The sequence below is a fragment of the Nocardioides szechwanensis genome (assembly GCF_900103935.1).
Classification (GTDB): domain Bacteria; phylum Actinomycetota; class Actinomycetes; order Propionibacteriales; family Nocardioidaceae; genus Nocardioides; species Nocardioides szechwanensis.
In genome coordinates, this window is sequence record NZ_FNIC01000003.1 from 286,655 (window position 1) to 300,577 (window position 13,923).

Here is a 13,923-nt window from a genome sequence, read left to right on the forward strand (position 1 = left end):
ACCGGGATGTACGACCGAAGCGAGTACTCCCAATGGAGGACGAAGTCCTCCACCACCGGGATGTACGACCGAAGCGAGTACTCCCAATGGAGTGACGAAGTCACTCCACTAAGCCAGGAGTGAGAAGTGAGCGAAGAGACCCTGTCCAACCTGTCGCGCGAGGACCGTTCGTTCGAGCCGCCCGCGGACCTGGCGGCCTCGGCCAACGTCACCGCCGAGGCCTACGACCGGGCCGCCGCGGACCGCGACGGGTTCTGGGCCGAGGCCGCCGAGCGCCTTGACTGGAGCCAGAAGTGGGACCGCGTCCTCGACTGGGACGACCCCCCGTTCGCCAAGTGGTTCGTCGGCGGCAAGCTCAACGCCGCCCACAACTGCGTCGACCGCCATGTCGAGGCCGGCAACGGCGACAAGGTGGCGATCCACTGGGTGGGTGAGCCGGCCGACGACAAGCGCACGATCACCTACTCCGACCTCAAGGACGAGGTCTGCCGGGCAGCCAACGCCCTGCTCTCGCTCGGGGTCCAGGCCGGCGACCGGGTCGCGATCTACATGCCGATGATCCCCGAGACGGTCGTCGCGATGCTGGCCTGTGCCCGCATCGGCGCACCGCACACCGTGGTGTTCGGCGGCTTCTCCTCCGACGCGCTCGCCTCACGGCTGGTCGACTGCGAGGCCAAGGTGGTCATCACCTCCGACGGCGGCTACCGCCGCGGCGCCGCCTCGGGCCTCAAGCCCGCCGTCGACGAGGCCAGGGCCAAGGCCGCAGGCGAGGGCTTCGACGTCGAGCACGTGCTCGTCGTACGCCGCACCGGCCAGGACCTGGGCGAGAACGGGTGGGACGACGGCGTCGATGTGTGGTGGCACGACGTCGTCGACTCGGCGTCCGCCGAGCACGAGGCCGAGGCGTTCGACGCCGAGCACCCGCTCTACGTCATGTACACCTCGGGCACCACCGGCAAGCCGAAGGGCATCCTGCACACAACGGGCGGCTACCTCGTCGGTACGTCGTACACGCACAACGCCGTCTTCGACCTCAAGCCCGAGACGGACGTCTACTGGTGCACCGCCGACGTCGGCTGGGTGACCGGCCACTCCTACATGGTCTACGGGCCGCTTGCCAACGGCGCCACCCAGGTGATGTACGAGGGCACACCGGACGCGCCGCACAAGGGCCGCTGGTGGGAGATCATCCAGGACTACAAGGTCACGATCTTCTACACCGCCCCCACGGCGATCCGGACGTTCATGAAGCAAGGGCGCGAGATCCCCGACGGCTTCGACCTGTCGTCGCTGCGGCTGCTGGGCTCGGTCGGTGAGTCGATCAACCCCGAGGCCTACATGTGGTACCGCGAGGTCATCGGCGGCGACCGCTGCCCGATCGTCGACACCTGGTGGCAGACCGAGACCGGCCAGATCATGATCTCGCCGCTGCCGGGCGTCACCGCCGGCAAGCCGGGCTCGGCGATGACGCCGATGCCGGGGGTCGAGGCCGACGTCGTCAACGACGATGGCGAGTCGGTGCCCAACGGCTCCGGCGGCTACCTCGTCCTCAAGCAGCCCTGGCCCGCGATGCTGCGCACCCTGTGGGGCGACGACGAGCGGTTCAAGGACACCTACTGGTCGCGGTTCAAGAAGCAGGGCTTCTACTTCGCCGGCGACGGGGCCAAGAAGGACGACGACGGCGACATCTGGCTGCTCGGCCGCGTCGACGACGTCATGAACGTCTCCGGCCACCGGCTGTCCACCACCGAGATCGAGTCGGCCCTGGTGTCCCACCCGAAGGTCGCCGAGGCGGCCGTGGTGGGCGCCGCCGACGAGACCACCGGCCAGGCCGTCTGCGCGTTCGTGATCCTGCGTGACTCCGCCGGCGACGGCGGCGAGGACATCGTCGAGGAGCTGCGCCGCCACGTGCAGAAGGAGATCGGTGCGATCGCCAAGCCGCGCCAGATCATGGTCGTCCCCGAGCTCCCCAAGACCCGCTCGGGCAAGATCATGCGCCGCCTGCTTAAGGACATCGCCGAGCACCGCGAGGTCGGCGACGTCACCACCCTCGCCGACTCCACCGTGATGGACCTGATCTCCAAGAAGGAAGGCTCCGCCGCCGGCGACGAGGCCTGACCACCTGCCGAGTCGGCGCGAACGCACGTTGTTCGCGCCGACTCGGCGTTTCTGGGCGTGCACAAGAGCCGACTCGCGATGGGTAGGGTGGGCACCAGGTGCGCCGGGAAGTCTGGTCGGCAACGATTCCGCCGACCCCTGCCAGGAGCCTCTTTGTGAGCCCCGCGAGCCCCGCACCCCAGACCCCTCCCGACCGACCGGCCGGCCGGCCGCGGCTGTTCGCGCGGGGGACGTTCCTCGAGCACTCCCGTACGGCGGAGATCCTGCGCGCCGAGACCACCGGCGGCCTGCTGCTCATCGCCGGGGCGGCGATCGCGATCATCTGGGCCAACACGCCCTGGAGCGACGTCTACGAGTCGATCCGCGACCAGCGGGTCGGCCCGTCGTCGCTGCACCTCGACCTGACGCTCGGCGCGTGGGCGGCCGACGGGCTACTGGCGGTGTTCTTCTTCGTGGCCGGGCTCGAGCTCAAGCGGGAGTTCGTCGCCGGGGACCTGCGCGACCCGCGCCGGGCCGCCGTACCGGTCGCCGCCGCCGTCGGCGGGATGGTCGCGCCGGCCCTGATCTTCGTGCTGTGGAACCTCGGCGGCGACGGCTCGCTGCGCGGGTGGGCGATCCCCACCGCCACCGACATCGCGTTCGCGGTGGCGGTGCTCGCGGTGATCAGCACCCACCTGCCGACGGGGCTGCGTACGTTCCTGCTGACGCTGGCGGTCGTCGACGACCTGCTGGCCATCACGATCATCGCGATCTTCTACACCAGCGACCTGGACCTGCTGTTCCTCGCGCTGGCGGTGGTGCCCATTGGGCTGTTCGCGCTGCTGGTGCAGCGCCGCATCCACAGCGCCTGGCTGCTGGTCCCGCTGGCGCTCCTCGCCTGGGCGCTGGTCCACGAGTCCGGCGTCCACGCGACCGTGGCGGGCGTGCTCCTGGGGTTCACGGTGCCGGTGCTCCGGCGCGACGGGCGAGAGGACGCCCGGGGCCTGGCCGAGCACCTCGAGCACCTGGTGCGGCCGATCTCCGCGGGGTTCGCGGTCCCGGTCTTCGCGTTCTTCGCCGCCGGCGTGACCGTTGGCGGGCTGAGCGGGCTGACCGACTCGCTGGGCGACCCGGTTGCCCTCGGCATCGTCTTCGGCCTGGTGGTCGGCAAGACCGTCGGCATCACCGGGTCGACCTGGTTGCTCGCCACGTTCACCCGGGCCGACCTCGACGACGACCTGTCGTGGGTCGACGTGTTCGGCATGGCGCTGCTCGCGGGCATCGGCTTCACCGTGTCGCTGCTGATCGGCGAGCTGGCCTTCGGTCACGGCAGCACCACCACCGACCACGTCAAGGTCGGCGTGCTCGTCGGTTCGCTCACCGCCGCTGTGCTCGCCTCGGTGGTGCTGAGGATGCGCAACCGCGTCTATCGGCGGATCTGCGAGCTCGAGGAGCGTGACACGGACGCAGACGGGGTACCCGACGTCTTCGAGCGGGACGAGACCTCCTGACCGCGACCGGCACTGGTGAGGTTCGCCGGTGGGGTTCGGTAGGGTCGGAACCCGAGACCAACGAGACCAGAGGAACGCGCATGTCACCCGAACCGGTCAAGGCACCGCCCGCTGAGGGCGATCCCACCATCGGACGTCTCGTCGCCGACGCCAGCCGGGACATCTCGACGCTGCTGTCGAAGGAGATCGAGCTCGCCAAGTCGGAGCTCAAGGTCAGCGTCAAGGCCGGCGGGCTGGGCGCGGGGCTGTTCGCCGCCGCCGGGTTCCTGCTGGTGCTCGCGGTCATCATGCTCTCGGTCGCGATCGCCTACCTGATCCACTGGAACGGCTCCGGGCTCGACCTGCACTGGGCGTTCCTGATCGTCTTCGCGTTCTACCTGCTGCTCGCCGGGGGCCTGGTCTTCGTCGGCATCAAGAAGGTCAAGCAGGTCAAGGCGCCCGAGAAGGCGATCCGGCAGGGCAAGCAGATCCCCGCCGCCCTGAAGGGCCAGGGAAAGTGACTTCGTCACTTCCCTTGGGAGTACTCGCTGCGCTCGTACTCCCGGTCCGCTGATTCACCTCAGCCGGCGCAGTCGCCGGTCGACTCGCTCTCGGTGTTGGTGATCCCGATCGCCGCGGACTCCGCGACCTGGTCGGCCGTGAGCGCGTAGCCGGTCTCCTTGTCGGTGACCGAGGCGGCGAAGACCACGCCGGCGACGTCACCCTTGGACGTGAGGATCGGCCCGCCGGAGTTGCCCGGGCGGACCAGCGCCCGCAGCGAGAAGACCTCGCGGATGACCGTGCCCTCGCCGTAGATGTTGGGTGAGCGCAGCCGCTGCTCGTCACGGATCCGGCCGGGCTGGATGTCGAACGGCCCGTCCTGCGGATAGCCGAGGATCGCGACGGCGTCCTTGGGCTGGGCGTCCCTGAACGCCAGGATCGGCACGTCGCCGGTGTCGAACGCGAGGATCGCGATGTCGAGCTCCGGGTTGTACTCGACCACCTGGGCCGCCATCGAGGTGTCGCCGACGACCACCTCGGGGTTGTCGACGCCGGCGACGACGTGGGCGTTGGTCATCAGCCGGCCCGGGGCGTAGACGAAGCCGGTGCCCTCGACCCCGCGGCCGCAGTCGTTGGTGCCGAGCACCTTGAGCACGCTGGCCTCGGCGCGGGTGATGTCGGGGTCGGTGAGCAGCCGCTTGTCGCCGGGTCCGACCTCGACGATGCGCTCGGGGGCGAACGGCTCGAGGTAGCGCGGGAAGAAGCTGGTGCCGACGACGTTGTTGAACGCCTGGAGCACGTTGGACGCCGACTGCGGGAGCACCCGGTCGACACCCGCGAGCACCTCGGAGCTGCGGACGAGCGGGGTCACCGAACCGATCCGCGAGCCCGAGATCGCGACACCGAGGGCCCAGGCGACCAGGAGTACGGCGACCGCACTGAGCGCCGCCCCGCCGACCGCGTCGATCGCCCGGATCGGTTGCCAGGTGATCCGGTCGCGGATCCGCGCGCCGGCGTACTGCATCGCGGCCTGCCCGAGCGAGGCGGACAGGATCACGATGAACAGCGCCCCCAACGAGACCAGCAGCGACGGCTCGGCCTCGCCGAGCGCGACCGGCGCGAGCCAGACCCCCAGCAGCCCGCCGAGCAGCAGGCCGGTGGTGGCGAACGCCCCGGTGACGAAGCCCTGCCAGTAGCCCGAGAGCGCGTAGGCGAGCACCAGCAGCACGAGCAGCCAGTCGAGTGCGTTCAACGGCGTTCCTCGAAACGGGTGTTGGGCTTGAAGTCGGTGCGGGTGGGTTCACCTTGCAGCATGTGGGCCGGTAGGTCGTGCACCGGCGGGTCGGCGATCTCCTCGGCCCAGTCGAGGAAGTGGAAGAGCCGCGAGATGATCCCGGCCGTGAAGCCCCACAGGATCACGTCGCGGTCGTCGCCGATCAGGAAGCCCGGACCGACCCAGCCGCTCGGGTGGCGTACGGCGATCCGGTGCGTCGGCTCGGTCAGCTCGCTGAGCGGCACGCGGTAGATGGCGTGCACCTCGTCGGGTGACACCACCGACACCGGACTCGGCTCGCGCCACCAGGCGAGGACCGGGGTGACGGCGAAGTTGCTCGGCGGCAGCCAGAGCTCGGGGAGCTCGGCGAACACGTCGACGCCGGACGGGTCGAGCCCGGTCTCCTCCTGTGCCTCGCGCAGCGCGGCGTCGTGCGGCGTCTCGCCCTCGTCGATGGTGCCGCCCGGGAACGAGACCTGGCCCGGGTGGGACCGCATGTGGTGCGCGCGTTCGGTGAGCAGCAGGTCGGGTCCCTGCGGCCCCTCCCCGAAGAGCATCAGGACCGCGCCGCGGCGGGCGTTGGAGTCTTCCGGCGGCATGAAGCGGGTCAGCTCGTGGACCGTGATCGAGCGGGCGCCGATCGCGACCGGCTCGAGCCAGTCGGGGAGGTCGGAGGTCACAGGGTCACGTCCAGGTGGGTCTCGACGAGCTCCTCGAGCTCGGCCACCGACTCGATCTCCGTGAACTCCATGTGGACCACGACGCCGTCGGCGTCGACCAGCGCCAGGAACGGCAGGCCCAAGATGTCCGGGAACGGCGGGGAGTCGCTCACCTCGCCCTCGTCGTCGGACAGCAGCTCGTAGGTGACGCCGCTGTCGGCGATCAGCTGCTCGGCCTTGTCTCGCATCGTCTCGAGGTGGTTGATGCCGAGCATCGCCACCTGGTCGCCGTGCTCCTTCTCGAACGCCTCGAGGATCGGCAGCTCGCGCCGGCAGGGGCCGCACCACGACGCCCACAGGTTGACGACGAGCGGCCCCTTGAGCGTGGACAGGTCGACCTCGTCCTCGGAGTCGAAGCCCACGAGGGTGACCTCGGGCAGCGTCTTGACCTCGGGGCGCTCGTCCTCGGTGCAGCCAGTGAGCAGCAGCACGAGACAGAGCCCGCCGAGCAGCCTCCTCACGCGGGACCCTGCGTCTTGACCAGCGCGGCGGCGGCGACCGGGTCGGTCGGCCCCTCGCCGTACGACGGGCAGAGCCGCGCGATCGGGCAGGCGCCGCAGGCGGGCTTCTTGGCGTGGCAGCGGCGCCGGCCGTGCCAGATCAGGTGGTGGTTGAGCATCACCCAGTCGCGCTTGGGGAACAGCGCCCCGATGGCGTGCTCGACCTTGACCGGGTCGGTCTCCTCGGTCCAGCCGAAGCGGCGCGCGAGCCGCCCGAAGTGGGTGTCGACGGTGATGCCGGGTACGCCGAAGGCGTCACCGAGCACCACGTTGGCCGTCTTGCGACCGACACCCGGCAGCGTGACCAGGTCGACCAGCCGCGGGGGCACCTGACCGTCGTACCGCTCGACGAGCGCGGCGCTCAGCTTGAGCAGCGACTCGGTCTTGGCCCGGAAGAAGCCCAGGGGCCCGACGATCTGCTCGAGGTGGGCGCGGTCGGCGGCGGCCATGGCCGCGGGCGTGGGGTAGGCGGCGAAGAGAGTCGGCCGCACCGCGTTGACGCGCCGGTCGGTGGTCTGGGCGCTTAGGACGGTGACGACCAGGAGCTGGAACGGGTTGTCGAAGTCGAGCTCGCAGCGGGCGTCGGGATAGGTCTCGGCGAGCATCCGGTCGATCTTGCGTGCGCGCCGGACGAGGCCGGTGTGGGTCTCGGGCGCAGGCACGCCGACAGCCTACGGCGCAGCGGGGACACCCCCGAAACAGCGTCCGGACCCGACTGCGGGGCGACAAGTTCGCAGGTCATCGGGCGGGTTGGGTTTCCGTGTGAGATGAGCCACTGGATAGGATCAACCCGACACCACAACAGGAGGATCCGTGGACAACGACGTACTCCGTCAAGCCCCGCTGTTCAGCGCGCTCGACGACGAGGCCGCGACGGCGCTGCGGGCGTCCATGTCCGACACGCGACTGCGCCGCGGCGACGTGCTCTTCCACGAGGGAGACTCCGGCGACAAGCTCTACATCGTCCTCGAGGGCAAGGTGAAGCTCGGCCGCTCGTCCTCCGACGGCCGCGAGAACCTCCTCGCGATCCTCGGCCCCGGCCAGATGTTCGGCGAGCTGTCGCTCTTCGACCCCGGCCCGCGCTCGGCCACGGTCACGGCGGTCACCGACACGACGTTCGCGTCGCTGTCCCACGAGGACCTGCTCCGCTGGCTCGAGGGGCGCCCCGTCGTCGCTCGCGGCCTGCTGACCCAGCTCGCCGGCCGTCTCCGCAAGGCCAACGACGTGGTCGCCGACCTGGTGTTCTCCGACGTCCCCGGCCGCGTCGCCAAGGCGCTGCTCGACCTCGCCGACCGCTTCGGCCGCACCGCCGACGACGGCGTCCACGTCCACCACGACCTCACGCAGGAGGAGCTCGCCCAGCTGGTCGGCGCCTCCCGCGAGACGGTCAACAAGGCGCTCGCCGACTTCGCCTCGCGCGGCTGGCTGCGCCTCGAGCCCCGCTCGGTGGTCATCATGGACGTCGAGCGACTGGCCCGACGCGCCCGCTGACTCCACCGAGCAACGCGTCAGCGGTTCTGTAGATAGGCGAGCTGGGCCCGCACGGACAGCTCCGCGGCGCCCCAGAGCACCGGGTCGACGTCCTGGTAGACGATCTCGACGACCCGCCGAGGGACCTCGTCCTCGGCGATGCCCTCGGGGTGCGGGGCGTCGCGCAGCTGGGCGAACGCCGCCTCGACCTGCCCGAGGCGCTCCTTGCGGTGGGCGATGTAGAAGTCGAGCGCACCGAGAGCGTCGGTGATCACCGGTCCGTGGCCGGGCCAGATCGAGGCGACCTCGTGGGCGGCGGCGAGCGCGTGCAGCCGGTCGAGCGAGTCGAGGTAGGCGCCGAGCTGGCCGTCGGGGTGGGCGACGACCGTAGTACCGCGCCCCAGGACGGTGTCGCCGGTGAGCACGGCACCCTCCGCGGGCAGCAGGAACGACAGCGAGTCGGCCGTGTGCCCCGGCGTACCCACGACCTTGATCTCGAGGCCGTCGACGGAGACCACGTCGCCGTCGCCGAGCCCCTCGGAGCCGAGCCGGTAGTCGGGGTCGAGGGCGCGTACGCCGCAGCCCATCCGCTCGGCGAACTCCTTGGCGGCCTCGGAGTGGTCGTAGTGGTGGTGGGTCAGGAGTACGACACCCACCTCGCCGGCCGCCTCCGCGATCGCGTCGAGGTGGGCCGGGATCGACGGGCCGGGGTCGATGACGACCGAGCGCCGGGCGCCGGGCTCGCGCAGCACCCAGGTGTTGGTGCCGTCGAGGGTCATCATGTTGGCGTTGTCGGCCAGGACGCACCGCGCGCGCTCACCGAAGGACCCGCCGGTCCAGGCCCCGTCGGTCGCCTCGGTCATGCGCGGCGTCGCTGCGCCACCAGGGGCCGCAGCCGGTCGGGCATCGACAGCGTGAAGCCGTCACCGAGGGCCTCGACGGTGGGCGTGAACATCTCCACCGAGCGCCCCTGCGTGGCCGCCAGGACCGCCTCGGGCGACTCGAGCTCGCCGATCTCCAGACAGGTGAGGTACGTCGGCGGCAACATCGCCAGCTCGCCCCGGTCGGCCTGGTCGGCGGCGACCCGGGCGGGCACCCAGTGCACCGAGGACGACTCGGTCGAGACGTCGCGGGTCAGCTGGCCCTCGGGGAGCAGCGCGACGAAGAACCACGTGCGGTAGCGCTTGGGCTCGAAGACCGGCGTCAGCCAGCCGTCCCAGGTGCCGAGCAGGTCGGTGCGCAGCACCAGCCCGCGCCGGTTGAGGAACTCGGTCATCGCCACGTCGCGCGACTCGAGCGCGTGCCGGTCGGCCTCCCAGTCGTCGCCGGTGGTGTCGGCGACGACGTTGGTCTCCGACGTACCGGCCAGCAGCACCCCGGACTCCTCGAACGTCTCGCGCACGGCCGCGCACACCAGCGCGCGGGCGGTCTCCTCGTCGGTGCCGAGGCGCTGCGCCCACTCGGACGCGGGGGGCCCGGCCCAGGACACGGTCGTGTCGAAGTCGCGGGGGTCGACCCCGCCACCCGGGAAGACGCACATGCCGCCGGCGAACTCCATCGAGACCTGCCGGCGCATCAGGTAGACCTCGGGGCCCTCGTCGGAGGGGCGCAGCAGCACGACGGTGGCCGCGTTGCGCGGCTCGACCGCCTGCCGGGTGCCGTCGTCGTACTCACGGGCGACGTCGAGCAGGTGAGCCGGCAGCGGGACCGGCGGCAGTGGGATCCTCACGCGGTCAGAGCTCGACGAGGAGTTCGACCTCGACCGGGGCGTCGAGCGGCAGGGCCGTGACCCCCACGGCCGAGCGGGCGTGGACGCCGGCGTCGCCGAAGACCTCGCCCAGGAGCTCGGAGACGCCGTTGGCGACGCCCGGCTGGCCGGTGAAGTCGGGGGTGGAGGCGACGAAGACGACGACCTTGACCACCCGCTTCACCGCGCTCAGCTCGCCGACCTCGGCCCTGATCGCGGCCAGCGCGTTGAGCGCGCACTGCCGCGCACACTCCACGGCCTCGTCGACGGTGACCTCGCCGCCCACCTTGCCCGTGAACATCAGCTCGCCGGAGCGCATCGGGAGCTGCCCCGAGGTGTAGACGTGGTTGCCACTGCGTACGGCGGGCACGTAGACCGCCACCGGCTTCGCGACCTCGGGCACCGCGAGCCCCAGCCCGGCCAGCCGCTCCTCGGGGGTGCTCATGGCTCAGCCCTCCACGGGACGCTTGAAGTAGCCGACGAGGTTCTCCGGGTTCATGCCGGGCGCGACCTGCACCAGCTCCCAGCCGTCGGCCCCGAAGTTGTCCAGGATCTGCTTGGCCGCATGCGTGAGGATCGGCGCGGTCAGGTACTCCCATTTCGTCATGGCTCGCACCATACCCGGGGGCTTCCTCGCGTCCCTCCGGCCCCAGCCCGGGAAAGTACGGCACGCAATCGACCCAGAATCGACAGAACCACGTCGATTGCGTTCCGTACTTCCCCCGGCTCATCCACAAGCTGGGTCAGCGGGCGTCCCGCTCGGCGACAGCCTTGTCCCAGCGGCCGTTGGTCTTGGCGACGTCGACGGCGGCCCAGCCGGCGGGGTGCATGCGGCCCGCGGCGTCGAGGCGCTCGACCCGCTCGACGTTGCTGACCGACCAGTTGCTGCGGGGGCCGCGCGGCGTCATCCGGATGAAGGTGCCGCCCTGCTCTCGGCGCCGGGCCTGCCCGTCGATCCACCCGAAGCAGACCGCCTCCTCGACGGCCTGGGGGTAGCTCAGCTCGGTGACCGTGTCGCCCTTCTTGCTCAGCACCAGCCACACGCCGGGTACGTCGGCATGGTGCTCCAGCAGCCACGCCCGCCACCCAGCGGTGTCGGGCACCAGCAGCTCCTCCAGCTCTGCTTTCACCACGTCGTACCCCTCACTCCTCGAACGCACAGAACTCGTTGCCCTCGGGATCCGCGAGCACCGTCCACGAGATGTCGCCGTCCGGCGCCCTCAGCACCCGCGCACCGTCGCCGACCAGCAGCTCGAGGTCAGGGGTGTCGACGTCCCAGTGGATGCGGTTCTTGACCGTCTTGGGCTCGGGCACCGCCACGAAGACGAAGCTCCCGAACGGCGCACCCGGTACCGGCACTCCCGCCCAGCTCCCGCCCCAGTCGTCCGTCCCGAGCTCCACGGTCGAGCCGAGGACATCGGCCCACCAGGTGGCGATCCGCTCGGGGTCGGCGCTGTCCACGCCGACCTCGTACAGCCGCTCGTCGGGCACCGACTCCCGCTCGAAGACGCACAGCTCGCCGCCCTCGGGGTCGCGCAGGACCTTCCACGAGAACGACTCGAGGTCGACGGCGGTCGCCCCGGCCGCCAGTACGTCGTCGACGCGGGCCGCGTGGACGTCCAGGTGCACGCGCTGCTTCACCGAGACGGGCTCCGGCACCTGGTTGACCCATACCGTGTGCCGGTCGCCGGCCCCCACGAGCAGCGTCATGCCGTCGCGCTCGCGCCGCCGCAGCTCCAGCCCCAGTACGTCGGACCAGAACCGCCCCAGCCGCGCCGCGTCGACGGCGTCGACGCAGAGGTCCTTGTAGGTCGCGGCGCTCATTCGCCATGACTACCAGAACGGCGCTGTCGGCGCCGTGCGCCACACTCTCCTCATGGCGTACGACGAGCAGCTGGCCGATCGGGTCCGCGAGCTGGTGCAGGAGCACGGCCCGGCCGACGAGAAGCGGATGTTCGGTGGCCCGGCGTTCCTGCTCGGTGGCCATCTGGCGGTCTGCGCGAGCCACGACGGCGGTCTGCTCGTGCGCACCGACGAGCAGCTCGGGGCCTGGGTCGGCCGCGGCGTCGCCACCGCACAGTCCCTGCCCCCGAAGGGCTAGGGCGTCCGGGCGGACCGCACGCCGCTGAGCTTGTCCGGCGCGAGCACGATGTCGATGCGGGTGATCTGCTCGCCGTCGACCGTGAACGACACGACCGAGTGCAGCCGCCCGTCGACGCTGAAGGTGAGGCCGGTCCGGCCGTTGATCTCGACGATCTCGACCTGACCGTCCTTGCGGGCGATGCCCGCGAAGAACCGAGCCACCCGGTCGGGACCGAGCACCGGCCGCCGGGCCGCGTTCACGACACCGCCACCGTCGCTGGTGAGCACGACCGTCGGGTCGAGCAGCCGGACCAGCCCGGCCAGGTCGCCACCGGCGGCAGCGCCGAGGAACGCTCCGACCACCCGGTCGTGCGTGGTGGCGTCGACCGCGACCCGCGGGGTCCCGGCGGCCACGTGCTGCCGCGCCCGACGGGCGAGCTGGCGCACCGCGACCGGTGTCCGCCCGACGGCGTCCGCGACGTCGTCGAAGGGCATCTCGAAGATGTCGTGCAGGACCCACGCGGTCCGCTCGGCCGGCGTCAGCCGCTCCAGCGCGACCAGCAGCGCGTAGCGCACCGAGTCGTCGAGGCTGACGCGGTCAGCGGCGTCGGGGACGACCACCACCGGCTCGGGCAGCCACGGTCCGACGTACGACTCACGGCGCACGCGCGCCGAACGGAGCACGTCGAGCGCCGCCCGGGCCACCGTGACCGTGGCCCAGGCCGCGACGTCGCGGACCGGCTCGCGCTCGTCGGCGGCGGCCAGCCGCAGCCAGCACTCGGCGACCACGTCCTCGGCCTCGGCATGGCTGCCGAGGATGGCGTAGGCGACGCGGACCAGCCTTGACCGCTCCGCGTCGTACGCCGCCGCCAGCAGGTCGGTCACCGGCCCGCCAGCCACGCGTCGAACGTGACGCGGCCGCGCGGACCATCGCCCGTCGGCACCAGCGCGCCCGTGCGCATCGCCCTGCCCGCGGCACCCGGCACCCGCACCGGGACCACCCGGCGCCCGTGGGCGACCTTGCGCGCGAGGTCCACCATCTGCAGCCGCTCGGGCCCGGCGAGCTCGGGAGCCTGGCCGGCCGGGTCACCCTCCGCCAGGTCGACCAGCGCCTCGCCCACCTCGCGGGCGGCGACGGGCTGGCTCAACATCCGCGGCACCAGCGAGAACGGCCCGACCCGCACGAAGCCCAGCGCCTGCTCGGCGAACTCGTGGAACTGGGTCGCCCGCAGCACGCTCCACGGCACCGGGCCCTCGGCGGCGATGCGCTCCTGGAGCCGCTTGCCGGCGTAGTAGCCCGAGTCGACGTCGTCGATGCCGACGATGGAGAGCACGACATGGTGGCGCACCCCCGCCGCGGCCTCGGCGCTCAGCAGGGTGCGCGTCACGCCGCCGAAGAACGCCTCCGAGTCCGCCCGCCTCTGCGAGACCTGGTTGGTCGTGTCGATGACGGCGTCGACTCCGTCGAGACGCTCGGTGAGGCCGGCGCCGGTCGTCAGGTCGACCCCCTCCGAGCGCGACAGGACCACGACGTGGTGCCCGCGCTCCCGGGCGACCTCGACGACGTGGTGCCCGACGACGCCGGTCCCACCAGCCACGGCGATCCTCATCGGCTTCATCGACCGGCCTCCTTCCGCGACGGCACGAGCAGGAGCAGTGCCAGGACCAGCGTCCCACCGAGGGTGACCACGTTGCCGACTGCATCGAGCGTGTCCATCTGCCCGAGGTGGTGGCCGTGGTAGCCGAGGTGCGGCACCGAGAAGACGGCCCAGGCGGCGCCGAGCAGCGTCGTCACGTGTGGCTCGCGCCAGAGCAGGGCGAGGAGGCCGGCGACGGCGAGGGCGAGGTAGAGCCCGCCCACGTCGCGGACGAGGTGCTCGTTGTAGGGGCCGTCACCCCCGACCCACATGCGGTTGAAGCCCGGGAAGTCGTCGTAGAAGGACCGCGGTGCGAACGAGGCCCACGAACCGACGTACGACGCCGATGCCGTGAGCACGCCGGTCGCCGCTGTCTGCGTCGTCGTGTTCATACCCTGATGACGAGA

The 13,923-nt window shown here is 71.4% G+C and carries 18 protein-coding genes; 5 read left to right on the forward strand and 13 right to left on the reverse strand.

The genetic code is table 11. The annotated features are described in order from the left end of the window. Positions 1 to 126 precede the first annotated feature (126 nt). From acs to BLR90_RS09995, 3 genes are all read left to right on the forward strand, one after another. Positions 127 to 2,118 carry an acetate--CoA ligase gene (gene acs, locus BLR90_RS09985; protein WP_091025043.1) on the forward strand — a complete coding sequence of 664 codons (1,992 nt, stop codon included), beginning with the start codon at positions 127 to 129 and terminating at the stop codon, positions 2,116 to 2,118. Between the two features lie 155 nt (positions 2,119 to 2,273). After that, the gene (gene nhaA / locus BLR90_RS09990; protein ID WP_091025044.1) at positions 2,274 to 3,608 is read left to right on the forward strand and encodes a Na+/H+ antiporter NhaA; all 1,335 of its coding nucleotides are present in this window, start codon (positions 2,274 to 2,276) and stop codon (positions 3,606 to 3,608) included. A gap of 80 nt (positions 3,609 to 3,688) precedes the next feature. Next, entirely contained in the window at positions 3,689 to 4,108 is a 420-nt protein-coding gene (locus tag BLR90_RS09995) for a phage holin family protein (RefSeq protein WP_091025045.1), read from the forward strand. A 59-nt stretch (positions 4,109 to 4,167) separates the two neighbouring features. On the opposite strand, the gene BLR90_RS10000 is transcribed toward BLR90_RS09995, so the two are convergent. Genes BLR90_RS10000 through nth form a run of 4 tightly spaced genes read right to left on the reverse strand, consistent with a single transcriptional unit; the run spans position 4,168 to position 7,185 of the window. After that, positions 4,168 to 5,340 (reverse strand): MarP family serine protease, encoded by a 1,173-nt coding sequence (locus BLR90_RS10000; protein ID WP_091025046.1) that lies wholly within the window; start codon positions 5,338 to 5,340, stop codon positions 4,168 to 4,170. After that, positions 5,337 to 6,041 carry an NUDIX hydrolase gene (locus BLR90_RS10005; protein WP_245715238.1) on the reverse strand — a complete coding sequence of 235 codons (705 nt, stop codon included), beginning with the start codon at positions 6,039 to 6,041 and terminating at the stop codon, positions 5,337 to 5,339. Before BLR90_RS10005 ends, BLR90_RS10000 begins: the two co-directional genes overlap by 4 nt. After that, on the reverse strand, positions 6,038 to 6,541 hold the full coding sequence (locus BLR90_RS10010; protein WP_170254240.1) for a TlpA family protein disulfide reductase: 504 nt from the start codon (positions 6,539 to 6,541) through the stop codon (positions 6,038 to 6,040). The genes BLR90_RS10005 and BLR90_RS10010 overlap by 4 nt, the downstream gene beginning before the upstream one ends. Next, a complete protein-coding gene (gene nth / locus BLR90_RS10015; protein WP_091025197.1) occupies positions 6,538 to 7,185 on the reverse strand; it encodes an endonuclease III in 648 nt (215 codons plus the stop codon). The genes BLR90_RS10010 and nth overlap by 4 nt, the downstream gene beginning before the upstream one ends. A 208-nt stretch (positions 7,186 to 7,393) precedes the next feature. Here nth and BLR90_RS10020 point away from each other — a divergent pair, with 208 nt between their 5' ends. Beyond that, positions 7,394 to 8,071 (forward strand): Crp/Fnr family transcriptional regulator, encoded by a 678-nt coding sequence (locus BLR90_RS10020; RefSeq protein WP_091025048.1) that lies wholly within the window; start codon positions 7,394 to 7,396, stop codon positions 8,069 to 8,071. Between the two features lie 17 nt (positions 8,072 to 8,088). Here BLR90_RS10020 and BLR90_RS10025 read toward each other — a convergent pair whose 3' ends face one another. The 6 genes from BLR90_RS10025 to BLR90_RS10050 all read right to left on the reverse strand — a co-directional run bounded on the left by BLR90_RS10025 (position 8,089) and on the right by BLR90_RS10050 (position 11,621). Continuing rightward, entirely contained in the window at positions 8,089 to 8,913 is an 825-nt protein-coding gene (locus BLR90_RS10025; protein ID WP_091025049.1) for an MBL fold metallo-hydrolase, read from the reverse strand. Then, the gene (locus BLR90_RS10030; RefSeq protein WP_143016177.1) at positions 8,910 to 9,779 is read right to left on the reverse strand and encodes an NUDIX hydrolase; all 870 of its coding nucleotides are present in this window, start codon (positions 9,777 to 9,779) and stop codon (positions 8,910 to 8,912) included. Before BLR90_RS10030 ends, BLR90_RS10025 begins: the two co-directional genes overlap by 4 nt. 4 nt (positions 9,780 to 9,783) lie before the next feature. Next, positions 9,784 to 10,242, reverse strand: a complete 459-nt coding sequence (locus BLR90_RS10035) for a RidA family protein (protein WP_091025050.1) — start codon at positions 10,240 to 10,242, stop codon at positions 9,784 to 9,786. Between the two features lie 3 nt (positions 10,243 to 10,245). After that, positions 10,246 to 10,404 carry a Sp36 family protein gene (gene sp36 / locus BLR90_RS20995; RefSeq protein WP_091025199.1) on the reverse strand — a complete coding sequence of 53 codons (159 nt, stop codon included), beginning with the start codon at positions 10,402 to 10,404 and terminating at the stop codon, positions 10,246 to 10,248. A 136-nt stretch (positions 10,405 to 10,540) separates the two neighbouring features. Continuing rightward, entirely contained in the window at positions 10,541 to 10,930 is a 390-nt protein-coding gene (locus BLR90_RS10045; protein ID WP_091025051.1) for a YdeI/OmpD-associated family protein, read from the reverse strand. Positions 10,931 to 10,940: 10 nt separating this feature from the next. Further along, positions 10,941 to 11,621, reverse strand: coding sequence for a VOC family protein (locus BLR90_RS10050; protein WP_091025052.1), 681 nt, complete (start codon positions 11,619 to 11,621; stop codon positions 10,941 to 10,943). Positions 11,622 to 11,673: 52 nt separating this feature from the next. Here BLR90_RS10050 and BLR90_RS10055 point away from each other — a divergent pair, with 52 nt between their 5' ends. Beyond that, positions 11,674 to 11,898, forward strand: a complete 225-nt coding sequence (locus tag BLR90_RS10055) for a TfoX/Sxy family protein (RefSeq protein ID WP_091025200.1) — start codon at positions 11,674 to 11,676, stop codon at positions 11,896 to 11,898. On the opposite strand, the gene sigJ is transcribed toward BLR90_RS10055, so the two are convergent. The 3 genes from sigJ to BLR90_RS10070 are packed head-to-tail and all read right to left on the reverse strand — an operon-like array spanning position 11,895 to position 13,908. Next, positions 11,895 to 12,779: an RNA polymerase sigma factor SigJ gene (gene sigJ, locus BLR90_RS10060; RefSeq protein ID WP_245715239.1), complete on the reverse strand. Its 885-nt coding sequence runs from the start codon at positions 12,777 to 12,779 to the stop codon at positions 11,895 to 11,897. The genes BLR90_RS10055 and sigJ overlap by 4 nt on opposite strands. Further along, complete coding sequence (locus BLR90_RS10065; RefSeq protein WP_245715240.1) at positions 12,761 to 13,498, reverse strand: SDR family oxidoreductase; 738 nt, start codon at positions 13,496 to 13,498, stop codon at positions 12,761 to 12,763. Before BLR90_RS10065 ends, sigJ begins: the two co-directional genes overlap by 19 nt. After that, positions 13,495 to 13,908 carry a hypothetical protein gene (locus BLR90_RS10070; RefSeq protein WP_091025053.1) on the reverse strand — a complete coding sequence of 138 codons (414 nt, stop codon included), beginning with the start codon at positions 13,906 to 13,908 and terminating at the stop codon, positions 13,495 to 13,497. The genes BLR90_RS10065 and BLR90_RS10070 overlap by 4 nt, the downstream gene beginning before the upstream one ends. Positions 13,909 to 13,923 lie beyond the last annotated feature (15 nt).

Bases quoted from the DNA above. Each gene is read 5' to 3' on its own strand.
- BLR90_RS10065 (WP_245715240.1), bottom strand. From the start codon at position 13,498: ATGAAGCCGATGAGGATCGCCGTGGCTGGTGGGACCGGCGTCGTCGGG.
- nth (WP_091025197.1), bottom strand. From the start codon at position 7,185: ATGCTCGCCGAGACCTATCCCGACGCCCGCTGCGAGCTCGACTTCGAC.
- BLR90_RS10025 (WP_091025049.1), bottom strand. From the start codon at position 8,913: ATGACCGAGGCGACCGACGGGGCCTGGACCGGCGGGTCCTTCGGTGAG.
- sp36 (WP_091025199.1), bottom strand. From the start codon at position 10,404: ATGACGAAATGGGAGTACCTGACCGCGCCGATCCTCACGCATGCGGCC.
- BLR90_RS09995 (WP_091025045.1), top strand. From the start codon at position 3,689: ATGTCACCCGAACCGGTCAAGGCACCGCCCGCTGAGGGCGATCCCACC.
- BLR90_RS10055 (WP_091025200.1), top strand. From the start codon at position 11,674: ATGGCGTACGACGAGCAGCTGGCCGATCGGGTCCGCGAGCTGGTGCAG.
- BLR90_RS10070 (WP_091025053.1), bottom strand. From the start codon at position 13,908: ATGAACACGACGACGCAGACAGCGGCGACCGGCGTGCTCACGGCATCG.
- BLR90_RS10050 (WP_091025052.1), bottom strand. From the start codon at position 11,621: ATGAGCGCCGCGACCTACAAGGACCTCTGCGTCGACGCCGTCGACGCG.
- BLR90_RS10035 (WP_091025050.1), bottom strand. From the start codon at position 10,242: ATGAGCACCCCCGAGGAGCGGCTGGCCGGGCTGGGGCTCGCGGTGCCC.